The 21,980-nt window shown below is 65.0% G+C and carries 26 protein-coding genes; 9 read left to right on the top strand and 17 right to left on the bottom strand.

Going from position 1 to position 21,980, the window contains the following annotated elements:
- Nucleotides 1–24 precede the first annotated feature (24 nt).
- Complete coding sequence (locus RCH10_RS01330) at nucleotides 25–276, bottom strand: hypothetical protein (protein WP_187053661.1); 252 nt, start codon at nucleotides 274–276, stop codon at nucleotides 25–27.
- Nucleotides 277–393: 117 nt separating this feature from the next.
- Here RCH10_RS01330 and RCH10_RS01325 point away from each other — a divergent pair, with 117 nt between their 5' ends.
- The 4 genes from RCH10_RS01325 (at nucleotide 394) to RCH10_RS01310 (ending at nucleotide 2,791) form a co-directional block, all read left to right on the top strand.
- Complete coding sequence (locus RCH10_RS01325) at nucleotides 394–711, top strand: hypothetical protein (RefSeq protein WP_409050948.1); 318 nt, start codon at nucleotides 394–396, stop codon at nucleotides 709–711.
- Nucleotides 712–789: 78 nt separating this feature from the next.
- Nucleotides 790–1,665, top strand: a complete 876-nt coding sequence (locus tag RCH10_RS01320; protein ID WP_409050947.1) for a transglutaminase-like domain-containing protein — start codon at nucleotides 790–792, stop codon at nucleotides 1,663–1,665.
- Between the two features lie 166 nt (nucleotides 1,666–1,831).
- Nucleotides 1,832–2,446 (top strand): DNA starvation/stationary phase protection protein, encoded by a 615-nt coding sequence (locus RCH10_RS01315; protein WP_323498311.1) that lies wholly within the window; start codon nucleotides 1,832–1,834, stop codon nucleotides 2,444–2,446.
- 48 nt (nucleotides 2,447–2,494) lie between these two features.
- A complete protein-coding gene (locus tag RCH10_RS01310) occupies nucleotides 2,495–2,791 on the top strand; it encodes a cupin domain-containing protein (RefSeq protein WP_187053665.1) in 297 nt (98 codons plus the stop codon).
- 48 nt (nucleotides 2,792–2,839) lie between these two features.
- Here the strand turns inward: RCH10_RS01310 and RCH10_RS01305 are convergent, their stop codons facing one another.
- The 7 genes from RCH10_RS01305 to RCH10_RS01275 all read right to left on the bottom strand — a co-directional run bounded on the left by RCH10_RS01305 (nucleotide 2,840) and on the right by RCH10_RS01275 (nucleotide 9,658).
- Nucleotides 2,840–4,252, bottom strand: a complete 1,413-nt coding sequence (locus RCH10_RS01305) for an amidase family protein (protein WP_409050946.1) — start codon at nucleotides 4,250–4,252, stop codon at nucleotides 2,840–2,842.
- Nucleotides 4,253–4,408: 156 nt separating this feature from the next.
- Nucleotides 4,409–5,125, bottom strand: a complete 717-nt coding sequence (locus RCH10_RS01300) for a GntR family transcriptional regulator (protein WP_409050945.1) — start codon at nucleotides 5,123–5,125, stop codon at nucleotides 4,409–4,411.
- Between the two features lie 33 nt (nucleotides 5,126–5,158).
- On the bottom strand, nucleotides 5,159–6,076 hold the full coding sequence (locus RCH10_RS01295; protein ID WP_409050944.1) for a DMT family transporter: 918 nt from the start codon (nucleotides 6,074–6,076) through the stop codon (nucleotides 5,159–5,161).
- Entirely contained in the window at nucleotides 6,073–7,131 is a 1,059-nt protein-coding gene (locus tag RCH10_RS01290; protein ID WP_409050943.1) for a histone deacetylase family protein, read from the bottom strand. Before RCH10_RS01290 ends, RCH10_RS01295 begins: the two co-directional genes overlap by 4 nt.
- Complete coding sequence (locus RCH10_RS01285) at nucleotides 7,128–8,513, bottom strand: aspartate aminotransferase family protein (RefSeq protein ID WP_409050942.1); 1,386 nt, start codon at nucleotides 8,511–8,513, stop codon at nucleotides 7,128–7,130. The genes RCH10_RS01290 and RCH10_RS01285 overlap by 4 nt, the downstream gene beginning before the upstream one ends.
- Before the next feature lie 9 nt (nucleotides 8,514–8,522).
- Entirely contained in the window at nucleotides 8,523–9,461 is a 939-nt protein-coding gene (locus RCH10_RS01280) for a 2-hydroxyacid dehydrogenase (protein ID WP_409050941.1), read from the bottom strand.
- On the bottom strand, nucleotides 9,461–9,658 hold the full coding sequence (locus tag RCH10_RS01275) for a hypothetical protein (RefSeq protein ID WP_409050940.1): 198 nt from the start codon (nucleotides 9,656–9,658) through the stop codon (nucleotides 9,461–9,463). Before RCH10_RS01275 ends, RCH10_RS01280 begins: the two co-directional genes overlap by 1 nt.
- A 15-nt stretch (nucleotides 9,659–9,673) precedes the next feature.
- Here RCH10_RS01275 and RCH10_RS01270 point away from each other — a divergent pair, with 15 nt between their 5' ends.
- The gene (locus RCH10_RS01270; RefSeq protein ID WP_409050939.1) at nucleotides 9,674–9,883 is read left to right on the top strand and encodes a hypothetical protein; all 210 of its coding nucleotides are present in this window, start codon (nucleotides 9,674–9,676) and stop codon (nucleotides 9,881–9,883) included.
- Nucleotides 9,884–9,918: 35 nt separating this feature from the next.
- Here RCH10_RS01270 and RCH10_RS01265 read toward each other — a convergent pair whose 3' ends face one another.
- A complete protein-coding gene (locus RCH10_RS01265) occupies nucleotides 9,919–10,689 on the bottom strand; it encodes a class II aldolase/adducin family protein (protein ID WP_323498321.1) in 771 nt (256 codons plus the stop codon).
- A gap of 156 nt (nucleotides 10,690–10,845) precedes the next feature.
- On the opposite strand from RCH10_RS01265, the gene RCH10_RS01260 reads away from it, so the two are divergent.
- Entirely contained in the window at nucleotides 10,846–12,114 is a 1,269-nt protein-coding gene (locus RCH10_RS01260; RefSeq protein WP_409050938.1) for an MFS transporter, read from the top strand.
- Here the strand turns inward: RCH10_RS01260 and RCH10_RS01255 are convergent, their stop codons facing one another.
- The 3 genes from RCH10_RS01255 to RCH10_RS01245 are packed head-to-tail and all read right to left on the bottom strand — an operon-like array spanning nucleotide 12,115 to nucleotide 13,722.
- The gene (locus tag RCH10_RS01255) at nucleotides 12,115–12,702 is read right to left on the bottom strand and encodes a DNA-3-methyladenine glycosylase (RefSeq protein WP_409050937.1); all 588 of its coding nucleotides are present in this window, start codon (nucleotides 12,700–12,702) and stop codon (nucleotides 12,115–12,117) included.
- 19 nt (nucleotides 12,703–12,721) lie between these two features.
- Nucleotides 12,722–13,102 (bottom strand): hypothetical protein, encoded by a 381-nt coding sequence (locus tag RCH10_RS01250; protein WP_323498325.1) that lies wholly within the window; start codon nucleotides 13,100–13,102, stop codon nucleotides 12,722–12,724.
- Between the two features lie 17 nt (nucleotides 13,103–13,119).
- Nucleotides 13,120–13,722, bottom strand: coding sequence for a GAF domain-containing protein (locus RCH10_RS01245; protein WP_323498326.1), 603 nt, complete (start codon nucleotides 13,720–13,722; stop codon nucleotides 13,120–13,122).
- Between the two features lie 271 nt (nucleotides 13,723–13,993).
- Between RCH10_RS01245 and RCH10_RS01240 the strand changes: the two genes are divergently transcribed.
- Nucleotides 13,994–15,835, top strand: a complete 1,842-nt coding sequence (locus tag RCH10_RS01240; protein ID WP_409050936.1) for a DEAD/DEAH box helicase — start codon at nucleotides 13,994–13,996, stop codon at nucleotides 15,833–15,835.
- 37 nt (nucleotides 15,836–15,872) lie between these two features.
- A complete protein-coding gene (locus RCH10_RS01235; protein ID WP_323500433.1) occupies nucleotides 15,873–16,349 on the top strand; it encodes a peptidylprolyl isomerase in 477 nt (158 codons plus the stop codon).
- A gap of 51 nt (nucleotides 16,350–16,400) precedes the next feature.
- On the opposite strand, the gene RCH10_RS01230 is transcribed toward RCH10_RS01235, so the two are convergent.
- The 5 genes from RCH10_RS01230 to RCH10_RS01210 are packed head-to-tail and all read right to left on the bottom strand — an operon-like array spanning nucleotide 16,401 to nucleotide 20,695.
- Nucleotides 16,401–17,519 (bottom strand): DMT family transporter, encoded by a 1,119-nt coding sequence (locus tag RCH10_RS01230; RefSeq protein WP_409050935.1) that lies wholly within the window; start codon nucleotides 17,517–17,519, stop codon nucleotides 16,401–16,403.
- Nucleotides 17,516–17,845, bottom strand: a complete 330-nt coding sequence (locus RCH10_RS01225) for a YnfA family protein (RefSeq protein WP_409050934.1) — start codon at nucleotides 17,843–17,845, stop codon at nucleotides 17,516–17,518. Before RCH10_RS01225 ends, RCH10_RS01230 begins: the two co-directional genes overlap by 4 nt.
- Before the next feature lie 49 nt (nucleotides 17,846–17,894).
- Nucleotides 17,895–18,620, bottom strand: a complete 726-nt coding sequence (locus RCH10_RS01220; protein ID WP_409050933.1) for a glycine zipper 2TM domain-containing protein — start codon at nucleotides 18,618–18,620, stop codon at nucleotides 17,895–17,897.
- A complete protein-coding gene (locus RCH10_RS01215; RefSeq protein WP_409050932.1) occupies nucleotides 18,617–19,408 on the bottom strand; it encodes a trypsin-like peptidase domain-containing protein in 792 nt (263 codons plus the stop codon). Before RCH10_RS01215 ends, RCH10_RS01220 begins: the two co-directional genes overlap by 4 nt.
- A 33-nt stretch (nucleotides 19,409–19,441) precedes the next feature.
- Nucleotides 19,442–20,695, bottom strand: coding sequence for a YihY/virulence factor BrkB family protein (locus RCH10_RS01210; protein ID WP_409050931.1), 1,254 nt, complete (start codon nucleotides 20,693–20,695; stop codon nucleotides 19,442–19,444).
- Nucleotides 20,696–20,902: 207 nt separating this feature from the next.
- Here RCH10_RS01210 and RCH10_RS01205 point away from each other — a divergent pair, with 207 nt between their 5' ends.
- The gene (locus RCH10_RS01205; RefSeq protein WP_409050930.1) at nucleotides 20,903–21,979 is read left to right on the top strand and encodes a pirin family protein; all 1,077 of its coding nucleotides are present in this window, start codon (nucleotides 20,903–20,905) and stop codon (nucleotides 21,977–21,979) included.
- Nucleotide 21,980: the final 1 nt, after the last annotated feature.

The following is a 21,980-nucleotide window of genomic DNA, read 5'->3' as shown; positions in this document are numbered from 1 at the left end:
AAACGCGCCCACGGGCGCGTTTCGTCATTGGATCGTCGTCGGCCCGAAGTCGGTTCGCGATTCGTAGGACTCTCGGGCCGGGCGGCGGCTGAAGAAGCCACGCCGGCGCTGCAGGGCGAACATGCCGGCCATCATGGCCAGGCCATAGCTGGGCAGCGGCGCCGAGGCGGTGTCGACGGCCGAGCCGTCGTCGATGTCCTGCTTTTGCAGGACCCAATAGAACCGTCCGGGGGCGGGCTCATTCACGACGAGTGCAATGCCGTTGGCGTCGACCATGTTCTTTTTACATTTCGATAAGGAAGGTTGTATTTGTATTCCTGACCGGCTCGCCGCGATAGGACCTAGTTCACGGAACGCCCGAGTACGGCGCCAGAACGAGGCTATAACCCCCTGATGTCAGACGACTACCAGATCGATATTCCTGCCTCCTTCTTCGGGATTTACACCGACGCGAGGCGGCGCCTGCGCGAGCCGATCGGCGTATTGAGGCAGCGCTACGACATCTGCGAGGACCTGGCGAACCATCTCGTCGGGCATGCGCAGATCCAGCACCACACCGAAGTCCCCGACGAGGCCGACATCCTGCGACGCATTCAGGCGGGGCTGGCCACGCCTGAATCGGGTGTGTCGGCGCCAGAGGCCGGCTGGATCGTGCATCGCTTGGCCGAGCTGCTCGGCTGGCGCGCGCCGGAAGCCTACGGCGCCGGTTGACCGCCTACTACGCAGGCGCGGGCGCAGCCCGACGATAGTCATCGCCTCCCCAATCCCAGCGTCCAATGAAAGCGACCGATGAGGCTCCAAGCCATCTGCAAGATGACCGTGACTGCCACCGAAGGCGACTGCCCGGTGGTCGCCATGCTGCGGCCCCGCAGCGGTGATGCGCAATGGATGGTCAGCGAGCGCTACGACCTGCACCCGTGGGTGCCGACCACCGAGTACGTCGACAACTACGGAAACCTCTGCCAGCGCATGAAGATACCGCAGGGCGACATGCGCATCGAAGTCGAGATGGTGATGGAGGCCGAGGACCACATCGCGGTGGCGCCCGACGCGATGGTCACGCCCATTGAGGACCTTCCCTTCGACGCGCTGCAGTACCTGCTGCAAAGCCGCTATTGCCCGTCCGACAAGATGGAAGATCGTGCACGCCAGATCGTCGGTAACGCCGAGCCCGGCTATGCGCAGGTCGAGGCGATTCGCTCTTGGATTCACACCAACCTCCAGTATCGCTACGGCGTGAGCAACGGCGCCACGGATGCGCTCGACACGCTGAACGACGGCGCGGGCGTGTGCCGGGATTTCTCGCATGTCGGCATCGGCCTGACGCGCAGCCTGCGCATCCCTGCACGGCTGGTAGTCGGCTATCTTTACCGCCTCCATCCCATGGACATGCACGCCTGGTTCGAGGCCTTCGTCGGCGGTCGCTGGTACACCTTCGACGCGACGCAGGACGCACCACGCGGCGGCCGCATCGTGGTGGCCTACGGACGCGATGCGGCCGACGTGGCTTTCATCTCCAACTACGGGCCGCTCGAGATGGGTGAGATGGTGGTCACTGTCGAGCAGGTCGACCTGGGCGACGGAACGCAGCACCATCAACCGCAACCGCAACCGCAACCGCAACCGCAACCGCAACTGCAACTGCAAGATCAGCAAACGTCCTGAAGGGCGGCCACAACACGGTGGCAGCGGTGGCCGTGGCATGCGTGAAGCGCTGACGACGCGAGGCTTGCGTTTCATCGTGCGCGTGGTCGGCCCGCCCGCCTACGCCAGCCATCGAGGCGGCCGTCTAAAAACTGAAGTCGTTCCAAACCGCCCTTCGGAGATTTTCATGGCCAGCAAAAGTCCAACTTCCAAATCCCTGCCTCCCGCACCCGTTACCGCGCGCGCTACCGCCGTGCAACCCAATCTGCATCAGCAATCGCACGAGACGCAAAAGTATGGAGAGATCGTCAAGCTGCCTAACGGCTTGAGCGAAAAGGTTTGCAAGGAAAGTGTTGCGCTGCTGAACCAGTGCCTGGCGGACACCATCACCTTGCGTGACATGTACAAGAAACATCACTGGCAAGTTGTCGGCCCGACCTTCAACCAGCTGCACCTGATGTACGACCAGCATTTCGAAGCACAGGTGCTGCTGGTCGACATCCTGGCCGAGCGCATCCAGCTGCTCGGCGGCATTGCGCTGGCCATGGCCGCCGACGTCGCCGAGAGCACGAAGATTGCGCGTCCACCACGCGGTCGCGAGCCGGCTGCAGTGCAGATTCGCCGTCTGGCCGAAGCGCACGAGATGATCATCATCGGCGCACGTGACGCGGCCAAGAAGGTCGACGATGCGGGCGACGACGGCAGCAACGACGTGTTCGTGTCGAACGTGCTGCGTACCAATGAGTTGCAGGTCTGGTTCCTGACAGAGCATCTGGTCGCGGCTTCGCCCGTCACCGCGTAACGGGTGAGCTTCGCCTGGGAGGCATGAAGCTTGCAACCGATCGACGACATGACTTCAACCTCTTCACGACCCCAGGCGGTCCCCACGGTTCAACTCGAGAACGACCGCGTCAAGGTCACCGAATGGCGCTTCGCACCCGGCGCTGAAACCGGTTGGCACCGCCACGGCATGGACTACGTGGTGGTGCCGATGACCACCGCGTCGCTGCTGCTCGAAACGCCGCAAGGAGAATTACGCAGCCCGCTGACGGCCGGCGTTTCGTACACGCGGCTCACCGGCGTCGAGCACAACGTGGTCAACCCGAACGAGCATGAGTTCGTATTCATCGAGATCGAATTGAAGTAGCTGCCGGGTCGGGCCGAACGTTGCTCGGCGAACTCGGCTCGGCTTAGCTCATTGCGGGTCGATCGGCATCGGTGGCACACCGCGTGCCTCGATCGCTTCGCCAGCCGCCAGGCACAGGTCTTCGCGATAGCGTCCAGACACGAGTTGCACGCCGACCGGCGTACGCCCGACCATGCCGGTCGACACCACCAGCGACGGAAGTCCGGTCAGCGGCAGGCCGATCATGGTCATCTGGGCTTCCCACACGCGGGCATATGCGTCCTGCCCCTGCAAATCCAGATCGTCGGTGAACGGCAACTCTGCACAGGCAGGCAGCAGCACGACCGGATAGCGCTCCAGGAATACTTGCCACTGCCGCGTGACGGCGGCCCGCCGCACCAGCGCGGTGGAGAACTTCTCGAGCGTCATCGATTGCGCGAGGGTCGCTTGCCCAGCGAGCGCAGCGATGGCGCCCGCATCGCCTTCGCGCTCCGCCGCAGCGACCATGCCCGCGTAGCCATCCCCCATCCACAAGGCGATCTGCACCTGCACCGCATCGCGGATCGGCGGCAGCGCATCGACCTCGTCCACGGTCCAGCCGGCGTCGCGCAAACGCTCGGCTGCATCGCGCAACGCGGCCACCACCTCGGGCTGCGTCGTCATGCCGTCGGGCGCTACGCACAACGCGACGCAACGCGGAGCGGCCGGCCCGACAAGCGGTGCGGGCACCCACCACGGATCTCGCGGGTCAGGCGCCGACATGGCGGCGAGCGCGAGCCGCAGGTCGTCGACAGTCCGTGCCAGCGGCCCCGACACCGCCGTGATCTGTCCGCTGATGACCCGCTCCGGCGTCACCGCGTTGTAGGCCGCGACGCGACCGAGCGACGGCCGCAAGCCGTGGATGCCGCACGCGTACGCCGGGTAGCGGATCGAGCCTGCGATGTCGGTGCCGTGGGCGATGTGACCGATGCCGGCCGCGATCGAAGATGCAGCGCCGCCGGACGACCCACCCGGCGTCAACGCTGCGTCGCGCGGGTTGACGGTACGCCCGTGCAAGCGGTTGTCGGTAAACCAGCGGTAGCTGAACGCCGGCGCGTTGGTGCGCCCGACGATGACGGCGCCGGCCTTCAGCAGGTTGTCGACGACCGGGCTGTTACTGGCGGCGATCCACTCTTTCTGAAGGTTCACGCCGTTGCTGGTCGCGAAGCCTTGCTGGTCGATGTTGATCTTGACGGTGACCGGCACGCCCGCGAGCGGACCGGGATCTTCACCACGCGCCAGGGCGGCATCGACGGCGCGCGCCTGGGCCAGCACTTCGTCGGGCCGATGGTCTACCACCGCGTTGAGCTTGGGATTGACGGCATCGAGCCGGGCCAGTGCCGACTGCGCGGCTTCGAGCGCAGAGAGCTTGCGTTGCCGCACGAGCGTGGCGACGCGCGACGCGGAGAGGCGCCAGATTTCGGATGAGTCGGTGTTGGACATGGGGTTGTCTCTTAACGTGGGTTTGTGTTTACAACGTCTTCAACACGTCGTCCAGCGTCTCGACCAACAGGTCGACGTTGGCCTCCGAGAACACCCGCGGATCGTGATCCTTGTGCGTGTCGGTGTAGACGACTTTCATCGGAGCCTCTTTCGTTGTCAGGCGGTGGCGGGCGCCGGAACGTCGCCGTGCTTTCGCACGAACAGCGCGCGCACGTGCGTCCACGCGTCTTTGAGGTGAACGCGCATCGCGGCCTTGGCGGCATCGGCATCGCGACGCAGCAGCGCATCGACGATGGGGTTGTGCGTGGCCGCGATGGTGGCCGGATCGTCGTAGACCGCATCGATCAGCGCCATCACCATGCGCATCTCGGTCTGCGTGTTCAGGAAGATGCGGTGCAGGTGCGCATTGCCGGACAGCTCGCAGATGAGCGTGTGCAGCTCGAAGTCGCTGGCGATGCGCTCGTGCTGCGGCTGCCTCGGCGCGTGCCGCACCATCGCGTCGACCAACGCCTTGACGCGGGCCAGCCCGGCATCGTCGGCCTTGCGGCAGGCCAGCTCGATCGCGGTGAGTTCCAGGCTCAGCCGCACTTCGTAAAGGTTGTCGATTTCCTGCGCGCTGATGCTGCGCACCGCGAAGCCGTGGCGTGGTCGCGCGACCAGCACGCCTTGCCGTTCGAGCCGGCGCGCCGCCTCGCGCACCGGCGCGCGGCTCACCCCCATGCGGCGCGCTATCTCGGCTTCGACGATGCGGCTGCCCGGCGCAAGCTTTCCTTCGACGATGGCACGCGTCAGTTGCGCTTCGACCAGGCCGACCAGGTCGGTGGCTTCAACCGACTCGAAGAACGCGGTGTCGGGGGAGGTGGAGAGGGCCATGTCTTGTCTTTTGTTCCAGGTGCTTCGTCTTGGCTACGCCGCAGGAGCGACCGCGACGGCCCGCGTGCGCGCGATGTAGATGCCCGCCGCCATGATCAGCGCGATGCCCACGGAGGCCAGACCGTCCGGCGGGCGGTGAAACCAGAAGGTGCTGAACGCCACCGCCAGCAGCAGCTGGAAGTAGTTGAGCGGAGCGAGTGTCGAGGCTTCGACGCGCTCGAACGCAGCGAGCAGCAGCCATTGCGCCGCGCCGCTGCAGGCACCGCCGGCCAGCAGCAACAGCACGTCGCCAAGCGGTGGCCACTGTGCCGGCAGGAAGAACGGGGCGGGGATCAGCGTCACCACGAAGCAGACCAGCGCGGTGTAGGCGTATTGCACCGGGCTCGGCACCAGGCCCGCAAGCCGCCGCGTCAGCAACTGGAAGATGGCGTAGCAAACGGCAGACACTGCCATCAGCACGGTGCCGAGCACCGGCAAGTTGCCGCCCGGCCGCACGATGAGCAGCATGCCGCCGAAGCCGACGATGACTGCGATCCACTTGGCGCGGTGCACCTGCTCGCCGAGCAGCCAGGGCGACAGCGCGACCATCAGCAGGGGCGCGGTGAAATAGATGGCGGTCGCCTCGGCCAGCGGCATCCAGATCAGCGCCGTCATGAAGCAGGTCGCGACCGTTGCGAGCATGGCGCCGCGCAACAGCAACAAGCCTTTGCGTGGCGCGCGCCACAGTCGCAGGTCGCCGTGGCGCAGCAGCATCACCAGCGCGATGCTCGACACGGACACATAGCGCATGACGTTGACGAACGGCGCCGAATAGAACTGCAGCATGAACTTGCAGAACGCGTCGTAGGAGGCGAACGCGACCAGCGCGCAGAGGAACAGGCCGATGCCCGCGGCCCTGCTGCCGCCCGTTGCTGGGGCACGACCTCGAGAAGGCAGCACCGAAGCCGTCATCGCGCCGACTCGAAACCGCGGAGGAACATCTCGAGCGCCGGCCCGATGGCTTCGACCAGGTAGCCGCCTTCCTGCACGATCACTGTCGGCAGACGCAGCGCGCCGACTTTCTCGCCGATCAGGCGATAGCCTTCGAGGTCGAGCCTGAGCACGCTGATCGGATCGTCCTTGTAGCTGTCGAAGCCGAGCGCGAGCACCAGCGCTTCGGGCGCGAAGTCACTCACCGCTTTCACGCCTTCGCTCACCGCTTGCATAAACACGTCGTTGCCAGTGCCGTGGGGCAGCGGCAGGTTCAGGTTGAAGCCTTCGCCCGCGCCGGCACCGCGCTCGTGCGCATAGCCGGTATAGAACGGGTAGTAGCCAGCCGGGTCGGCGTGGGTCGACACGGTCAGCACGTCGTTGCGTGCATAGAAGATGTTCTGCGTACCGTCGCCGTGGTGCGCATCGACATCGAGCACTGCGACCCGGCCATGGCGCTCCCACAACCGGTGCGCTGCGGCCGCGCTGTTGTTGACATAGCAGAAGCCACCGGCGCGGTCGCGATGCGCGTGATGTCCCGAGGGCCGACACAGCGCGTAGGCCGCATCGCCGGTGGTGAGTACCGAATCTGCGGCGGCGACGGCGGTGTGCGCCGAGCGCAGGATCGAGCGCCAGGTGTCAGGGCCGATGGGGCACGACAGGTCGCTGATGTAATAACCGGTGCGCGCCACGATCGACGGCGACGGGCACGGCGGCCGCGCCACGCCGGGTACGCCGCTGTAGAACGGCGACAGATTCGGCAGCACCTCGATGCCCGGCTCCACGCCCGGCATCTTCAACGCGCGCCACAGGCCGTAGGCGCTTTCCAGGTAGTCCAGATAGTCGACGCTGTGCACGCCTTCGAGCGGCGCTCGGCCGTAGTCGGCTGGCTCTTCGACAGTGACGCCGCGCGCCTGCAAGGCATCGCGCAAGGCATGCGCACGACTCGGCAGATCGGTCGGCTTCATGATGCGGCCGAGCCGCATGAACTGCTGCGGATCGTGCAGCAGCTGGTCTTCGGTGAAGAAGGCCTTCATGCCTGCTCGGCTTCGAAGCGTGTCATCGCGCGATCGAAGCGCTCGAACATCTCGTCGACCTGCACCGGCGTCATGATGAGCGGCGGGCAGAACGCCACCGCGTCGGCCAGCGCGCGCACGATGAGTCCTTGCTCCAGCGCCAGCTGGGCCAGGCGGGCGCCCGCCTTCTTCGCGGGATCGAATGCCGTGCGCTTTGCCGGATCGGGCACCAGCTCGATGGCGCCGATGAACCCCACGCCTCGCACTTCGCCGACGAAAGGCCGTGCTGCAAAACGCTGCAAGCCTTGCTGGAACTGCGGCACCAGCGACTGCACGTGCGCGAGGATCTTTTCGTCTTCGTAGACCTTCAGCGTTTCGAGTGCGATGGCGCACGCGACCGGATGTCCCGAGTAAGTGAACCCGTGGCCGAAGGTGCCGATCTTTCCGCTGTTGGCCGCCACCGCGGCATGCACCCTGTCATTGACCAGCACTGCCGAGATCGGTACGTAGCCCGAGGACAGCGCTTTGGCCGAAGTGAGTATGTCCGGCTTCATGCCGTAGGTGGTCGAGCCGAACATTTCACCGGTGCGGCAAAACCCGCAGATCACTTCGTCGGCGATCAGCAGCACGTCGTACTTCGCCAGTACCTTCTGGATTTTCTCGAAGTACGTCGCCGGCGGCACGATGACGCCGCCCGCGCCCATCACCGGTTCGGCAATGAAGGCGCCGACCGTTTCAGGGCCTTCTTCGAGGATGCGTTTTTCGAGCGAATCGGCCAGCCGTGTCGCGAAGTCTTCTTCGCTTTCTCCGGCTTCGGCATAGCGCCAGTGGTGCGGGCAATCGACGTGCAGGATGCGATCGATCGGCAGGTCGAAGTCGCGATGGTTGGAAATCAAGCCGCTCAGGCTAGCGGCCGCAACCGTGACGCCGTGGTACGCGTTCTTGCGCGCGATGATCTTTTTCTTTGCCGGCTTTCCGATGGCATTGTGGTAGTACCAGACCAGCTTGACGGCAGTGTCATTGGCCTCCGAACCGGAGTTGGCGAAGAACACTTTCGACATCGGTACGGGGGCCATGGCAAGCAGCTTTTCGGCGAGCGCGATGGCGGCCGCATTCGAGCGGCCGTTGAACGTGTGGTAGTACGGCAAGGTGCGCAGCGCGTCGCTGCCGGCCTTGGCCAGGCGCTCGTTGCTGAAGCCGAGCGAGGCGCACCACAGCGCCGACATGGCTTCGAGATAACGGTGACCCTGGTCGTCCTCGACATACACGCCATCGCCGCGCGCGATCATGAAAGGCCCGACCTGCGGATGCGTCGCCAGATTGGTAAACGGGTGCAGCACCGAGGCGATGTCGTGCGCTGCGTTTTCAGCATGCGTTGCGGTGTTCAATGTGAATGCATTCATGGTGTGTGCTCAGTAGCCGCGGTCGATATCGACCTGATTGACGGGACGAATCCCTTGTTCAAGCGCCGCCAGATTGGCCAGCGTCTGTTGCGCGATGACCAGGCGGTCGGTGCGTGTCGCGATGTGCGGCGTGACGAGAATGCGCGGGTCTTTCCAGAACGGGTGCGACGCGGGCAACGGTTCCTGCGAGAACGCATCGAGCGTCGCCGCAGAGAGCTGTCCCCGCTCCAAGGCTTGCAACAGGTCGGCTTCGACCAGGTGATCACCGCGCCCGACATTGATCAAGTGTGCGCCGTGCGGCAACTTCGAGAACAGGTCTGCGTTGAGAAAGCCATGCGTCTCCGGGGTCAGCGGCAGCAGGCAGACCAGCGTGTCGCAGCCCGAGAGGAACGCGTCGAGCCCACCGGCGCCGTGGTAGCCGGTCACGCCCTCGGGCAAGTCGGCCTTGGCACTGCGACTCCAGCCGCGCACGGCGTAGCCGATGGTCGCGAGCGCCCCGGCGCAGGCCATGCCGAGCGTGCCCATGCCCGCGATGCCGACGCGGTGCTTGCGCGGTGACACCACCGGCTGCTCCTGCCAAAGCCCATTTGCCGAACTGGCGACGTACGCGCGCATGCCGCGATGCTGCTGCACGACGGCCCAACTGACGTACGCATTCATACCCGCGGCCATGCCCGAATCGACGATGCGGCACAGCGGCACGTCGCGCGGCAGTTGCGCGTCGGCCAGCATGTGGTCGACGCCAGCGGCAAGCGACTGCGCGAGCCGCAGCCTGGGTAGTTGCGCCAGCTGTCCGTGCGGCGGAAACCAGCAGACCGCGATGTCGATCTCGTCGAGCGCACCGAGGTCGGCACCCTGCCGCACGTCGATGCCGGGGCTGACTTCGCGAAACGCCGTAGCGAGGTATTCCATGTCGAGCACTTCGCTCAACAACGCGACGCAGGTCATCAGATCGCCTCCATTGCACTGACCACCGCATCGATCGGCTTGCGGGTGTAGTCGTGCTGCGGCTCGCGCAGCACCTTATGCGTTTCGCCGTACTCGACCACCACGCCGCGTTGCAGCACCGCGATGTGGCAGTGCTTTTCATCACACACGACTTCGGCGAGGTGTCGGAGATTACGGACCACGTTGTCGTGATGCATGCCTACACGCTGAAATTGATCGCCGCCATTCCCGACAATGAAGCGCGGCGTGGATCGATCGCCCTGATGCTTTCGACCGATGCCAGGTTGGCCCGCAGCCGCGCATGGGTCTTGCGCAAAAACACGTCGGCCGAGAACACCACGTCGTCGTCGGTGAAGGGCTTGCCGTCGTGCCACAGCGACGCCCATTTGAATAAGGTTGCGACGTTTCATGAAGACTCCTGAAGGCTCGGATAAGGGAAAGAGCGAAGGCGAGTGGATCAATCGCGGAACGACGACGGCGCGGCCGGCTCGATGCGCTGCAGCATCGCGCGCCATTCCCGGCCGTTGGGGTCGGGCTGGCCGGCCTCGCGCACGCTGTCGCCGCTTTCGTATTGCCGCGCGGTCTTCTCGCAGACCTCGGGCGACACCGGATGGGTCGGCAAGCCGGTCGACTGGATCGCAACCTGCACGCGGCAGGCCCGCTCCAGGTTCAGCATCAGGATGAACGCTTCGGGCACGTTGCGTCCCAGCGTGACCAGCCCGTGGTTGCGCAGGATGAGCGCGCGCGCGGTCGGGCCCAGGTCGGCGACCAGCCGGCTGCACTCGTCCGCATCGAGCGCGATGCCCTCGAAGTCGTGATAGACCACGCGCTCGTGAAACTGCAGCGCCCACTGGTTGCAAGGCTGCAACCCACACGCCAGCGACGACACCGCCACGCCCGCCACCGTGTGTGTATGCAGCACGCATGCCGCGTCGTGCCGCGCCGAATGCACGGCGCTGTGGATGGTGAAGCCGGCCGGGTTCACATCGAAAGGCGAGTCGTCGAGGATGCGGCCTTCGAGGTCGATCTTGACGAGCGACGACGCCGTGATGTCCCTGAAAAGCATGCCGAACGGGTTGATCAGAAACTGGTCTTCGGTGCCCGGCACCCGCGCCGAGATGTGGGTGTAGATGCTGTCGTCCATGCCGTAGTACGCGACCAAGCGGTAGGCGGCGGCGAGGTCTTCGCGGACTTGGCGTTCGGCGTGGGAGACATCTTTCGATGACATGACTTTTGCTCCTTCGGGGTCGATATTGCGTCGCTGCCAAGTCGCTGATGCGAACTGTCGACAGTCAACGTTGAACACGTTTTAGCAAAATATGGGCCAACGTGCCGGTCGCATATCGGACCAATACGGTGCGTGTTTTCGTCTAAAACCGTCTGCATGACCTCCTCTGCGGCGCTTTCGCACAACAAGACAACGTCGCCCTGGATCATGCTGATGGCGCTGACCACGGCCTTTGGCCTGAGCCAGTCGTTTCGGACGATCGCGGCGATCATGGCGCCGCCGCTGCAAAAGGAGTTCGGGCTGTCGGCGCAGGCGCTCGGCCTGTTCGCCGGCTCGTTTCATTTCGCCTTCGGAGCGCTGCAACTCTTCATGGGTATCGGCATCGACCTGTACGGCGTGCGGCGTACGGTGCTCACCGCCTTTCCGCTGGCGATGGTCGGCGCGCTCGTCGCGGCGATGTCGCACAGCTTTTTGCCGCTGGTGCTGGGCCAGGTACTCATCGGCATCGGCTGCGCGCCGGCGTTTCTGGTGTGCACGGTGTTCATCGCGCGCCAGTTTGCGGGCGAGCGCTTCGCGTCGGTATCGGGCACGGCGCTCGGCATCGGTTCGGCAGGCCTGCTGCTCACCGGCACGCCGCTGGCCTGGCTCATCGAGCAGCAGTCGTGGCGCGCCGGCTTTCTGGCATTGGGTGCGATGTCGGCACTGGCTTGGCTCGCCATCTTCTTTCTCGTGCATGAACCCAAGGCCCCCACATCGTCCGATGGCGCACCGCCCCTGCCGCGGCTGTCAGTGCTGGCCGCCTTGAGGAGCTACGGTGAATTGTTCAGGCTGCCGCACACGATCGGCATCGTGGCACTGGCGAGCGTCACGTATGCCTCCTTCCTTTCGTTGCGCGGGCTGTGGCTCGGGCCTTTGCTGATCGAGCGCCACGGGATGTCGCTGGTGCAAAGCGGCAACGTCGCCCTGGCACTGTCCGTGGTCGGCATGTTCGGCGCGCCGCTGTTCGGCCGCATCGACCCCGGCCCGGCCAAGCGGCGGCGCTGGATCATCGGCTTCACCTTGCTGACCGCGGCGATCTTCGCGGCCATGGCCTTCAACCTCGGCGTCACGTTCGACGTGTGTGCATCGGTGCTGGTCGGCGTGGTGTCGGGCTACATCGTGCTGGAGTACCCGGACGTGAAGGCCGCCTACCCGGCCAGCATGACGGGCCGCGCGATGGCCGTCTTCACGATGGCGATGTTCCTCGGTGTGGCGGTGATGCAGTGGTTGACGGGCCTCGTCGCATCGGCGGCGGCCGCGCGCGGCATCGACACTTTTCTGGCGGTGCTAATGACCATCTCGATGATGCTGCTGCTCGGGGCGGCGGCGTTTAAGTGGCTGCCGCAACCGCCCACTCCAAACGCGACAGGCCCAGCGCCGCGCTGATCAGGGGGCGCGGCGGAACGGCTTGCTCAAGAAGCGCGAGCCTTTTTCCCCGAAGCGCCACGGCACGTCGTTCGCCTTCGAGATGCCGATGCGCGGCCCGACGTCGATGACCACTTCGGGCTCGCCATCAGCCGGCGCGATCAGCAGAAACGGCGGCTGGTCCACCGGCTTGCCGTTGAAGCCCACGTCGATGCCCAGTGCCTGCGCAACGCGCCCCGGCCCGGCACACAGCAGTCGCGCCTCGTCGAGCCCGCGTCGCTCGCGCATTCGGTCGAGTCCTATCGTCGGCTCGATCGCACGAATCAGCACGGCGGCGCCATGCCCTTTTTCGCGGCACACGATGTTGAGGCACCAGTGAATGCCGTACGAGCGATACACGTAGGCCCGACCCGGCGAACCGAACATCGAGGCATTGCGCGAGGTCGGTCCGCTGAAGCTGTGCGAGGCCGGGTCGTCCCGGTCGTAGGCCTCGGTTTCGACGATTCGCCCGCCCACGCCGTCGACCAGCAAAGTGACCCCGATGAGGTGCTGCGCGACCTCTTCGGGGGATGCGTCGAAATCGATGACGGACGGTGATCGGGATGACATGGTGGGTGCTCGACTCAGGCTACACCAGCCCTTCGACCGTCGCCTGCAGCTGCTGCGAAAAACCTTTGAGCTTCGGCGTGTCCAACGCGTAGGCCAGCGTCGTGGCACCGACCAGCATCATCACCAGCGTCTTGCCGGGTTCGCCGGCAGCCACTGCCAACGCGGTGGCGTCTACCGGTCGCAAGCTCAGCGTGCCGTCGCTCTCGAAGTGCTGCGGCAATCGCTGGATGTGACCTGCGGCCCAAGAGACCTTCGATAGCAGGTGAATCATCTTGCCGATGTCGGCGACCGACGCTTCGATCGGCACGGGGCCTTCGAGCGTGTCGATGGTGAGGTTGAACTTCAGCCCGTCATCGTGAAGCGATGCATTGCTGAAGCCGGCGAACGTGCGGTGATCCATGACCATGGCCCTGGCGTTCAGTGCGCTCGGCGCGACAACACCAAGTTGTCGGTGGGCTCCAGCGACCAGTTGGCCATCGCCATGTCGGCCTCACGCGCTCGCACTTCGTCGATTCGGCGCGCAGTGAGCTGCGCCGACATCTCGAGCTTTTTCAGGTCGCGCTGCGTCAACTCTTCGTTCACCGCAAAGCTGAAGCAGCACAGCGTGCCGTAAATGCGTCCGTCGCTCAGCACCACCGGCACGCTCATAAAACTTCCGAGCTGAAACGGCACCTTCGGCAAGTCTTTTGCGCCGGCGTAGTTGGGAAAGTCCTTGATCATGTTGGGCATACGGCCGTCGACCACGCGCTGGCAGAAGGTCGACTCCAGCGGATGCGACTGACCTTCTTCGAACATGCGCTTGTCGGCATCGGCCTCGATGCGGCGAAACACACGCCGGCCATCGACGAACTCCGAGACGAACACGACGTCCATGTCGAGCTTCTCGCGCAGCAACTTGAGCACCTCCGACACGGCGCTGCTCACCAGCGGATCGCCACCTTCGGAGGTAGCAACGAGCAATTCGGAAACTCGCACCTCGAAGGCATCGGGCGCGTAGTCGGATGGATGGAGTGCGTACATAGGCTTGCGCTCGATGGTGCCAAACCTGAACGCATGCAATCCCTCGATGTGAGGCTGAATCGCATGTCGATTTCACAGATTCGCCCGATTCGACCATCACGCTGTAAGCCTTTTTTATTCACCGCTTGCACAAATGCCGACATGCGTTGTCAAGTAAGTCACAGCAGCCCCGAACGCGGGGCCAGAGGCATGTTCAAGCGCCGCGGCGCTGGGCATGATGCTTTGCAAACAAATGTCATTTTTCCCCGACGCCACCAGCAGACCTCCTCTCATGTCCACCCTGATTCCTGCCCTGAACACCTGCGTGTCGCGCATGACGACGGGCGAGCGGCGTCTTGCTGAAAGGCTCGAGCAAAAGCTCGGCAGCAACTACCTCGTCTGGTACGACGTGCCGGTCGGCCCCAAGCGGCTGCACCCCGACTTCATCGTGCTGCATCCGCGCCGCGGCCTGCTGGTGCTGGAGGTCAAAGACTGGAAGCTCGACGACATCCGCCAGGCCGGCAAGCTGAGCTTCGAGGTGGCGCCCGAAGGCGTGCCGCGCAGCGTCATCAATCCGCTGGAGCAGGCGCGCCAGTACGCGCACCAGATGGTGGCGGCCCTCACGCAAGACCCGCAGCTGGTTCAGGACGAAGGCAAATGGCGGGGCATGCTGAGCTTTCCGTGGAGCTATGGTCTGGTGCTGACGCACATCACGCGGCGCCAGTTCGTCACGGCAGAGCTCGACTGCGTGATCGATTCGCAGCGCGTCATCTGCAGCGACGAAATGACCGAGAACGTCGACCCGCAAACACTCAAGAGCCGGTTGTGGAACATGTTCCCGGCGCTGATGCACGGCATGCTGTCGATCCCCAACATCGATCGCGTGCGCTGGATTCTTTTTCCTGAAGTGCGTGTGGACGCCGATGCCGACATCCAGGTCAGCCTGGACATCCCGCTCGACCTGCCCGACACGATGACAGTGCTCGACATCCAGCAGGAGCGGCTGTCCCGTTGCCTCGGCGACGGCCACCGTGTGATCCATGGCGTGGCGGGCTCCGGCAAAACGCTGATCCTCGCGCGCCGCGCCGTGCAACTGGCCAAGCGCGTTACCACCAAGCCGGTGCTCGTGCTTTGCTACAACGAGCCGCTGGCCGTACAGCTCGCATCGGTCATCGCGGGCAAGGGCCTCGCCGGCAAGGTGCATGTGCGCCACTTTCACAAGTGGTGCCGGGAGCAGCTCGTCAGCTACGGGCAAGCGCTACCGGTGTCGACGGAAACCGAAAAGCTGAGCACCGCCAAGCTGATGGAAGCCTTCGTGCAGCGACTCATTCGCGCGGTCGACAAGAAGCAGGTGCCGTCGGGGCAGTACATGGCGGTGCTCATCGACGAAGGTCATGACTTTAAGCACGAGTGGTTGAAGCTGGTGGTGCAAATGGTCGACCCCGACACCAACAGTTTGCTGCTGCTGTACGACGACGCGCAGAGCATCTACGAACGGCACCGCACTCGCAAGTTCAGCTTCAGGAGCGTCGGCATCCATGCGCAAGGGCGCACATCGATGCTCAAGGTCAACTACCGCAACACGAAGCAGATTCTCGACACCGCGAGCCGCATCGCCGGCACGTTATTGATGGCAGACAAATCAGACAACGGCAGCGGTGACGAAGACGACGGCATCCCGTTGCTGCATCCGGTGAGCAGTGGCCGCGTCGGCGACGAGCCGACCGTCGTCCGCATGCCCAACCTGCAGGCCGAGGCCTTGAAGATTGCCGAGCTGTTGAGTGCCGCCCACTTCGAAGGCCACGCCTGGGGCGACATGGCCGTGATCTGCCGCCATCACACGGTGATGGACGAATGCGCCAAGGTGCTGGAAGAGCGGATGCTGCCGCACCAGGTGCGCAAAGGACTCGGCACCTTCGACCCGGAGGCAGACACGATCAAGGTGATGTCGATGCATGCGAGCAAGGGGCTGGAATTTGGCATCGTGGCGTTGATGGGCGTGGGAGAAATCGTCGGCAATGCGGTCGCCGATCCGGATGAGGCGCGACTTTTCTACGTGGCGGCAACGCGGGCGAGGAGCAAGCTTCTGATGACTGCGAGCAGTTCGAAGGTCTTGCAACCGGCGGCAGCCTGACGCAGACGCCATCTCCAGGAATGGAGAAAATGGTGTCATGAAAATCACCAAAGACACCGTCGTCACCCTCCTCTACAAAGTCTTCGACGCCAAGGGCAAGCTCATCGAAGAAAGCAAAGACCCGATGGTCTATCTGCATGGCGGCTACGACAACACGCTGCCCAAGATCGAAGCAGCGCTCGATGGCAAGGAGCCCGGCTACCAGGTCGTGCTGCAGCTGCAACCCGAAGACGCCTTCGGTATGCGCGATGAGACGCTGACACAAGCCATCCCCAAGAGCGAATTTCCGCCGGGCGTGAAAGTCGGCGGCAAGCTGTCGGGCCGCACCGAAGATGGCACCGAGCACGTCTTCACAGTCATGAAGGTCAAGGGCGACAAGGTGCTGCTCGACGGCAACCATCCATTGGCGGGCATGGAAGTGCGCTTCAACCTGAAGGTGATGGAAGTGCGCGCGGCGTTGCCGGTGGAAATCGAGCACAGGCATGTGCACGGGGCGCACGGACACCATCATTGAGGTTTGCTGCCGAGCCGCAGCAATCACCGCTTCCCGACTTTTCGTTGGGTCCTAGTGCGGATGCGCATGGTGCGCGTCGGGCACATGCGAGTGGGCATGGCGCAACGGCGTGTGCCAATGCGGATGGCTGTGGGCGCCGGGCGGCACCGGGTCTTCAGCGCTATCGTGCGAGTGATCGTGATGCCCATCGTCGTGCGTGTGCGCATGCTCATGGTCGAGCACCGCATGGTCATGTGTGTGCGCATGCGATTCGGCCAAGTGCAACGCCACGCCAGCGAGCATCAACGCGCCACCGATCGCCATACCCCAACTCAAAGACCGATCACCCAGCGCCATCGCGAGCAGCGCGCCGATGAAGGGCGCGAACGCGAACACCGAGCCCGTGCGTGCCGCCCCGAAAGCCCGCTGCGCCAGCAGATAGAGTCGCAGACTCAGACCATAGCCGCACGCGCCGATGACAAGCAAAGCGACCGCAGCCGCCCAGCCCGGCAGCGACTCGCCGGCCACCACCGCGATCAGCGCCGTGGCCCCGACACCGAGCAGCGATTTGCCGAGCACGACCTGGCCCGGGTCACGCTCGGCGAGCGCGCGCGACAGCGTGTTGTCGATGCCCCAAGCGGCCGTCGCAGCCAGCACCGCGAGCAGACCGAGCAATTGCGTGCCGCCGCTCAAACCACGGTCGAGCACGAGCACGATGCCCCCGAGTAGCAGCAAGCCCATCGCGCTGGCGACACGGCGGTCCATCGACTCGCGGTAGAGCGCTCGCGCCAGCACTGCCGTGAACAACGCTTCGAGCGCGAGCATCAACGATGCGCTGGTGCCACTCGTGTGCTGCAGGCCCCATGCGAGCGCGACGGGGCCGATGGCGGCACCGAAGATCGCCATCCATGCGAGTCGCTTCAAGTCAGTGCGACGCAGCGCAGCTTCTTGTGTGGGCGGCCGTCGCAACCAAGCGCCCATGAGCGCCGCACCGCCATACAAAAGCGCCGCTGTCGTGAAGGCTCCGGCATGCGCGCCGGCCCGCTGGACCAGCGGCGTGCTGATGCCGAACAACACGGCGGCAAGCAAGGCCAGCAAGCCGCCTCTGAATGCGGGATGTGCAGCGTGGACGTCATGTGCAGGCTGCACGTTCAACTGATCGTGTTGACCGTCGTGTGGATCGTGGCTCATGGCGAGACCTGTGGCGGCTGAAAACTGATGATCGCCATGCCCGCCAACGCGACCGCGCTGCCAGCCCAGTCCCACGGCGTCGGCCGGATGCCGTCGACTACCCAGAGCCACACGATGGCGACCCCGATGTACACACCGCCATACGCCGCATACACGCGCCCGGCTGCCGCGCCATGCAACGTAAGCAACCATGCGAAGAGCGCCAGCGACAAGGCGGCAGGCACAAGCAGCCAGGCCGATTTATCTTGCTTCAACCAGAGCCACGGCAGGTAGCAGCCGACGATTTCTGCCAAAGCGGTGGCGACGAAGAGCAAGAGGGTGCGCATGAACGCATTAAACCCGCGCCCGAGGTTTCGACGTCTCGACACCGGCACATCAGAGGTGTCGGTTGGCAGGCTGCAGCACCTGACCCTTCAACGTGACGTCTTTGCCAACGGGCGGCGCGCTGCGCGTCTCGACGGTACGACGCGAGCCGTCGTCCATCCGCACCGTCACTTCGTAGCGCGTCAGCGTATGCGTGCGGCGCTCGATGTGGTTGCCCAGAAATCCACCGCCGACCGCGCCCAGCACGGTGGCCGCAGTGCGCCCGCCGCCATGCCCGATCTGGTTGCCGACCACACCACCGACGACACCGCCCGCCACGGCGCCGACACCGCTGGTGGGCTGCTCGCTCTGCACGGTACGGACCGATTCGACGTGCCCGCAGACGGTGCAGAGCGGGGGCGCGGGGGGCGCTGCGGCGAAGGCCACCGAAGGGGCGGCCTGCGGCGCCGCGCCCACCAACATCGGTACCCGCGAGGCTGACGGCGCGGACCCGGCGGGCCCGGGCGCCGCCGTCGCCGACGGGGGCGCAACTGGCAGCGGCGGCCGAATGCCATCGTCAGGTGCGGGCTGCAGGCTCGCGAGATTGGCAGTGGCGGTGGTGGCAGCTGGCGTCGCCATCCTGGCAGCGTCGCCGGCGCTTTGCTTCAGCAATACACCGCCCATCGCAATGACGGCGACCGCCAGTACTGCGATGGCGGCCCACAGTATGCGCGGGACGCTAGGCGAAGTCGGAGTCGATGCGGGATTCGAGGACTCAAGGTTTCGATCGGAATTCATTTCCCCAATTTAGTGCTGCCCGCGGCTCCGTCAATAGGAGGCGACGCCGTCTGAAGTCCGGCAGGCACATCGGCCGTCAAGGTCAGCAGGATGTCGGCGTACCAGGCGCAGTTGAGCCCCAGCGATTCGTCTAGCACCAGATCGCGCGTGCCCATGTCCATGCGCGCCGAGTGCACGCCCAGCAACTTCCAGGGCAGCTTGGGATCACCGCCCGGCGCGCGCATGACGACCGGCGCACCGCTGGTGCCGCGGTGCGTGCGCGCATCGGTCAAGAAGAACCCCTGGCCCTGGAAACGGATGCCGAACGACGATGCGATGACCGCGTGTCGTACCACCGGGAGGTGATAGACGACGTCGTGAAAGCCCAGCGGGTAGCCAACGACCAGCAGTGCGCTGCCGACCTCGACTTCGTCGAGCGTACTTTGCAGGTGTTGGGTCGTGAAGCACTGGATCGCGACCGAGGGCGGCAGCAGCGCGCGGTCGATCTCGATCGCCGCCACGTCGATCTCGCCGCCGGGGTCGCTGCCCTGGCGCCAGACGCTCTTGCCGTCTTTGTAGAGCCAGAGCGTGAACTGGGTCGACAGCGTGAGGTTGACCGCGTCGGTGTGCAGCTCGATGTCGATGCGGTTGGGAAAGTGCTTGGTCGGCGTGTCGATGACGACATGCCGGCTGGTCACAAAAAAGAGCTTGTCGTCGCGCTCGAAGAAGAAGCCGCTGGCCCCGGTCATCAACTTGTCTCCGTCATAGGTGGAGACGCGGGCGGTAGTGAGCAGGATGGGTTCGGCCATTCCGCTTTGTACAGGAACGAACTGTCGGCGTCGTTACGCTCGGGCGCCCCGCCCGCGCGCGCGCTCGCGCTGGCCCTTGCTTTGCAACTTGCGATCGCTTTTGAGCTGCCGCTTTTGCCAACGTCCGACCGCGGCGCTGACCGCCGTGGCCACCACCAGCAGCACGACTTTGCGTGCCAACGTGGTGACGGCGAGGTTGATGCGCTGGTCGACCTCCCGGTTTGCCTTGGCAGCGCGGGCCAGGTCGGCGGGCTCTGCAGCGGTGTCCATGTCCATATTCGACTTTGCCTTCGCACCCGTTGCGGCGAACGCAGCGACCGGCAAATTTCCACCCGCCTTGCGTGCCGCAGCGGACGCCAGGGCCGGTGCGGCGTGAAGGTCCGTCCCTGCATCCGACGTGGCCGCCGCGACCTTGGTCGCCATCACCGCTTTGGCACCGGCGACCGAGCCATGCTCGTCGGCGTACACCTTGGTGAACTCCGCGCCCAGCAAAAAGATCTGCGCCGCGTAATAGACCCAAGCCAGCAGCACCACCAACGAACCGGCCGCCGCAAACGATTCGTTGACCCCGCTCTTGCCCAGATAGATGCCGATGGCGATCTTGCCGATCTCGAAGAGCACTGCGGTGACGATGGCGCCGATCCACACGTCGTGCCAGCGGATCGGCACGGTCGGCATGAACTTGAAGATCATCGCGAACAGGACCGTCGTGATGCCGATCGACACCAGCACATTCACGCCCTGCAGCAGCAGTTCCCAGCCCGGCAGCAGGCCGGAAGTCCAGCTGCCGAAAGCCGCGACGCCGGCGCTCACGACCAACGACACCATGAGCAAAAACGCCAGCCCCAGAATGAGCCCGAACGACAGCACCCGCGCGCGCAGGATGCCCCAGACGCCGGTCGGCTTTTCTTTCTCGGGCACGTGCCAGATGCGGTCGAGTGCACTCTGAAGTTCAGCAAAAACTGTGGTTGCGCCGACGATCAGCACGACGATGCTGATACCTCCAGCAATGAGCCCGCGCGACGGCGAACTCGCGCTCTTGATGAGCCCCTGCACAGCAGTCGCTCCGTCTTGCCCGATGAGACCCGATAACTGCGCCGCAATCTGCCCCTGCACTGCCTCACGCCCGAACAGCGCGCCCGCCACGGCGATGACGATGATCAGCAACGGCGCCAGCGAGAACATCGTGTAGTACGAAATGGCCGCGCCCATGCTTGGTGCAAAGTCGTCCACCCAGGCCGTGACAGCCTTGCGACAAAGATCGAACAGGTGCTTTGGTTTGATCATGTTTTCCCCTCCAGGAACCGCACGACTATGCGCACCCGCGCTGGAAGATTCATGCGCCAAAGCTGCGAAGCGAAGTAGGCGAAATTCGATACGCGCAGCCACCGCGGCGCGCATCGTTCCATCGGTGAGCCGCTGCGTCCTACCCCGGCGCCCTTTCATCGCCGGGGGATGGCCTCATATTCGAGTCACCAAATGAAGGAATCCGCCATGTCTGCGATGCCCGCCGCTCTTGCCCATCCCATCGTCTCGGTCCAGCCGCTCGGCTTCCCGTGGCAGACGATCGACCCGTTTTTGTTCTGCGTCTATCACGACGATGCCTATCCGCAGGCCAACGCCGCCATGGGCCCCGATGCGCCGCTCGAAGGCCGCGAGCTGGGCCACGACTTCAGCCGCAAGGACGGCTGGAGCATGTACCACGGCAACCCGGTGCCGGGTTTTCCGGGGCACCCGCACCGCGGCTTCGAGACGGTGACCATCGTGCGCAAGGGCCTGATCGACCACTCCGATTCGCTGGGCGCCACCGCGCGCTTCGGCGGCGGCGACGTGCAGTGGCTCACGGCCGGCAAGGGCATCGTGCATTCGGAGATGTTCCCGCTGCTCGACTCCACTGCGGCCAATCCGTTGGAGCTGTTCCAGATCTGGCTCAACCTGCCGGCGCGCAACAAGATGGTGGCGCCGCACTTCACCATGTTCTGGTCGGAAGACATTCCGCGCTTTACCGCGACCGATGCCGATGGACGCAGCACCGAGGTGGCGAGCATCGCGGGCCGCATCGGCCCGGTCGAAGGCGCGCCTGGTGAAGGCGGGCCGCTGGCGCCGCCGCCGGATTCATGGGCCTCGCAACCCGACGCCGAACTGGCGATCTGGACATTGAAGATGCAGCCCGGCGCCCGCTGGACGCTGCCAGCCGCGCGCGGCGAGGGAACGCGCCGCATGCTGTATTTCTTCAAGGGTGCGTCGGTGTCGGTGGCGGGCCAGGCCGTGGACAACCACGCGGCGATCGAGCTGCGCGGCGATGCGCCGGTCGAGCTGGTCAACGCTGGTGATGACGTGGCCGAATTCCTCGTGATGCAGGGCCGCCCGATCGGCGAGGCGGTCGTTCAGTACGGCCCGTTCGTCATGAACACGCAGGCCGAGATTGCGCAGACGATGCAGGATTACCGCCGCACCCAGTTCGGCGGCTGGCCGTGGAAGGACGACGCGCCGGTGCATGGCCGCGACCCGGCGCGCTTTGCGAAGCACCCGGATGGGCGCCAGGAACGGCCGGCGCCTCGTGTCCAATAGC

Origin of the sequence: Variovorax sp. GrIS 2.14, from assembly GCF_046115955.1 — a bacterium.
GTDB lineage: Bacteria > Pseudomonadota > Gammaproteobacteria > Burkholderiales > Burkholderiaceae_C > Variovorax.
The sequence above is the reverse complement of the archived record's forward strand: the minus strand, read 5'-3'. Positions and strand labels throughout refer to the sequence as shown.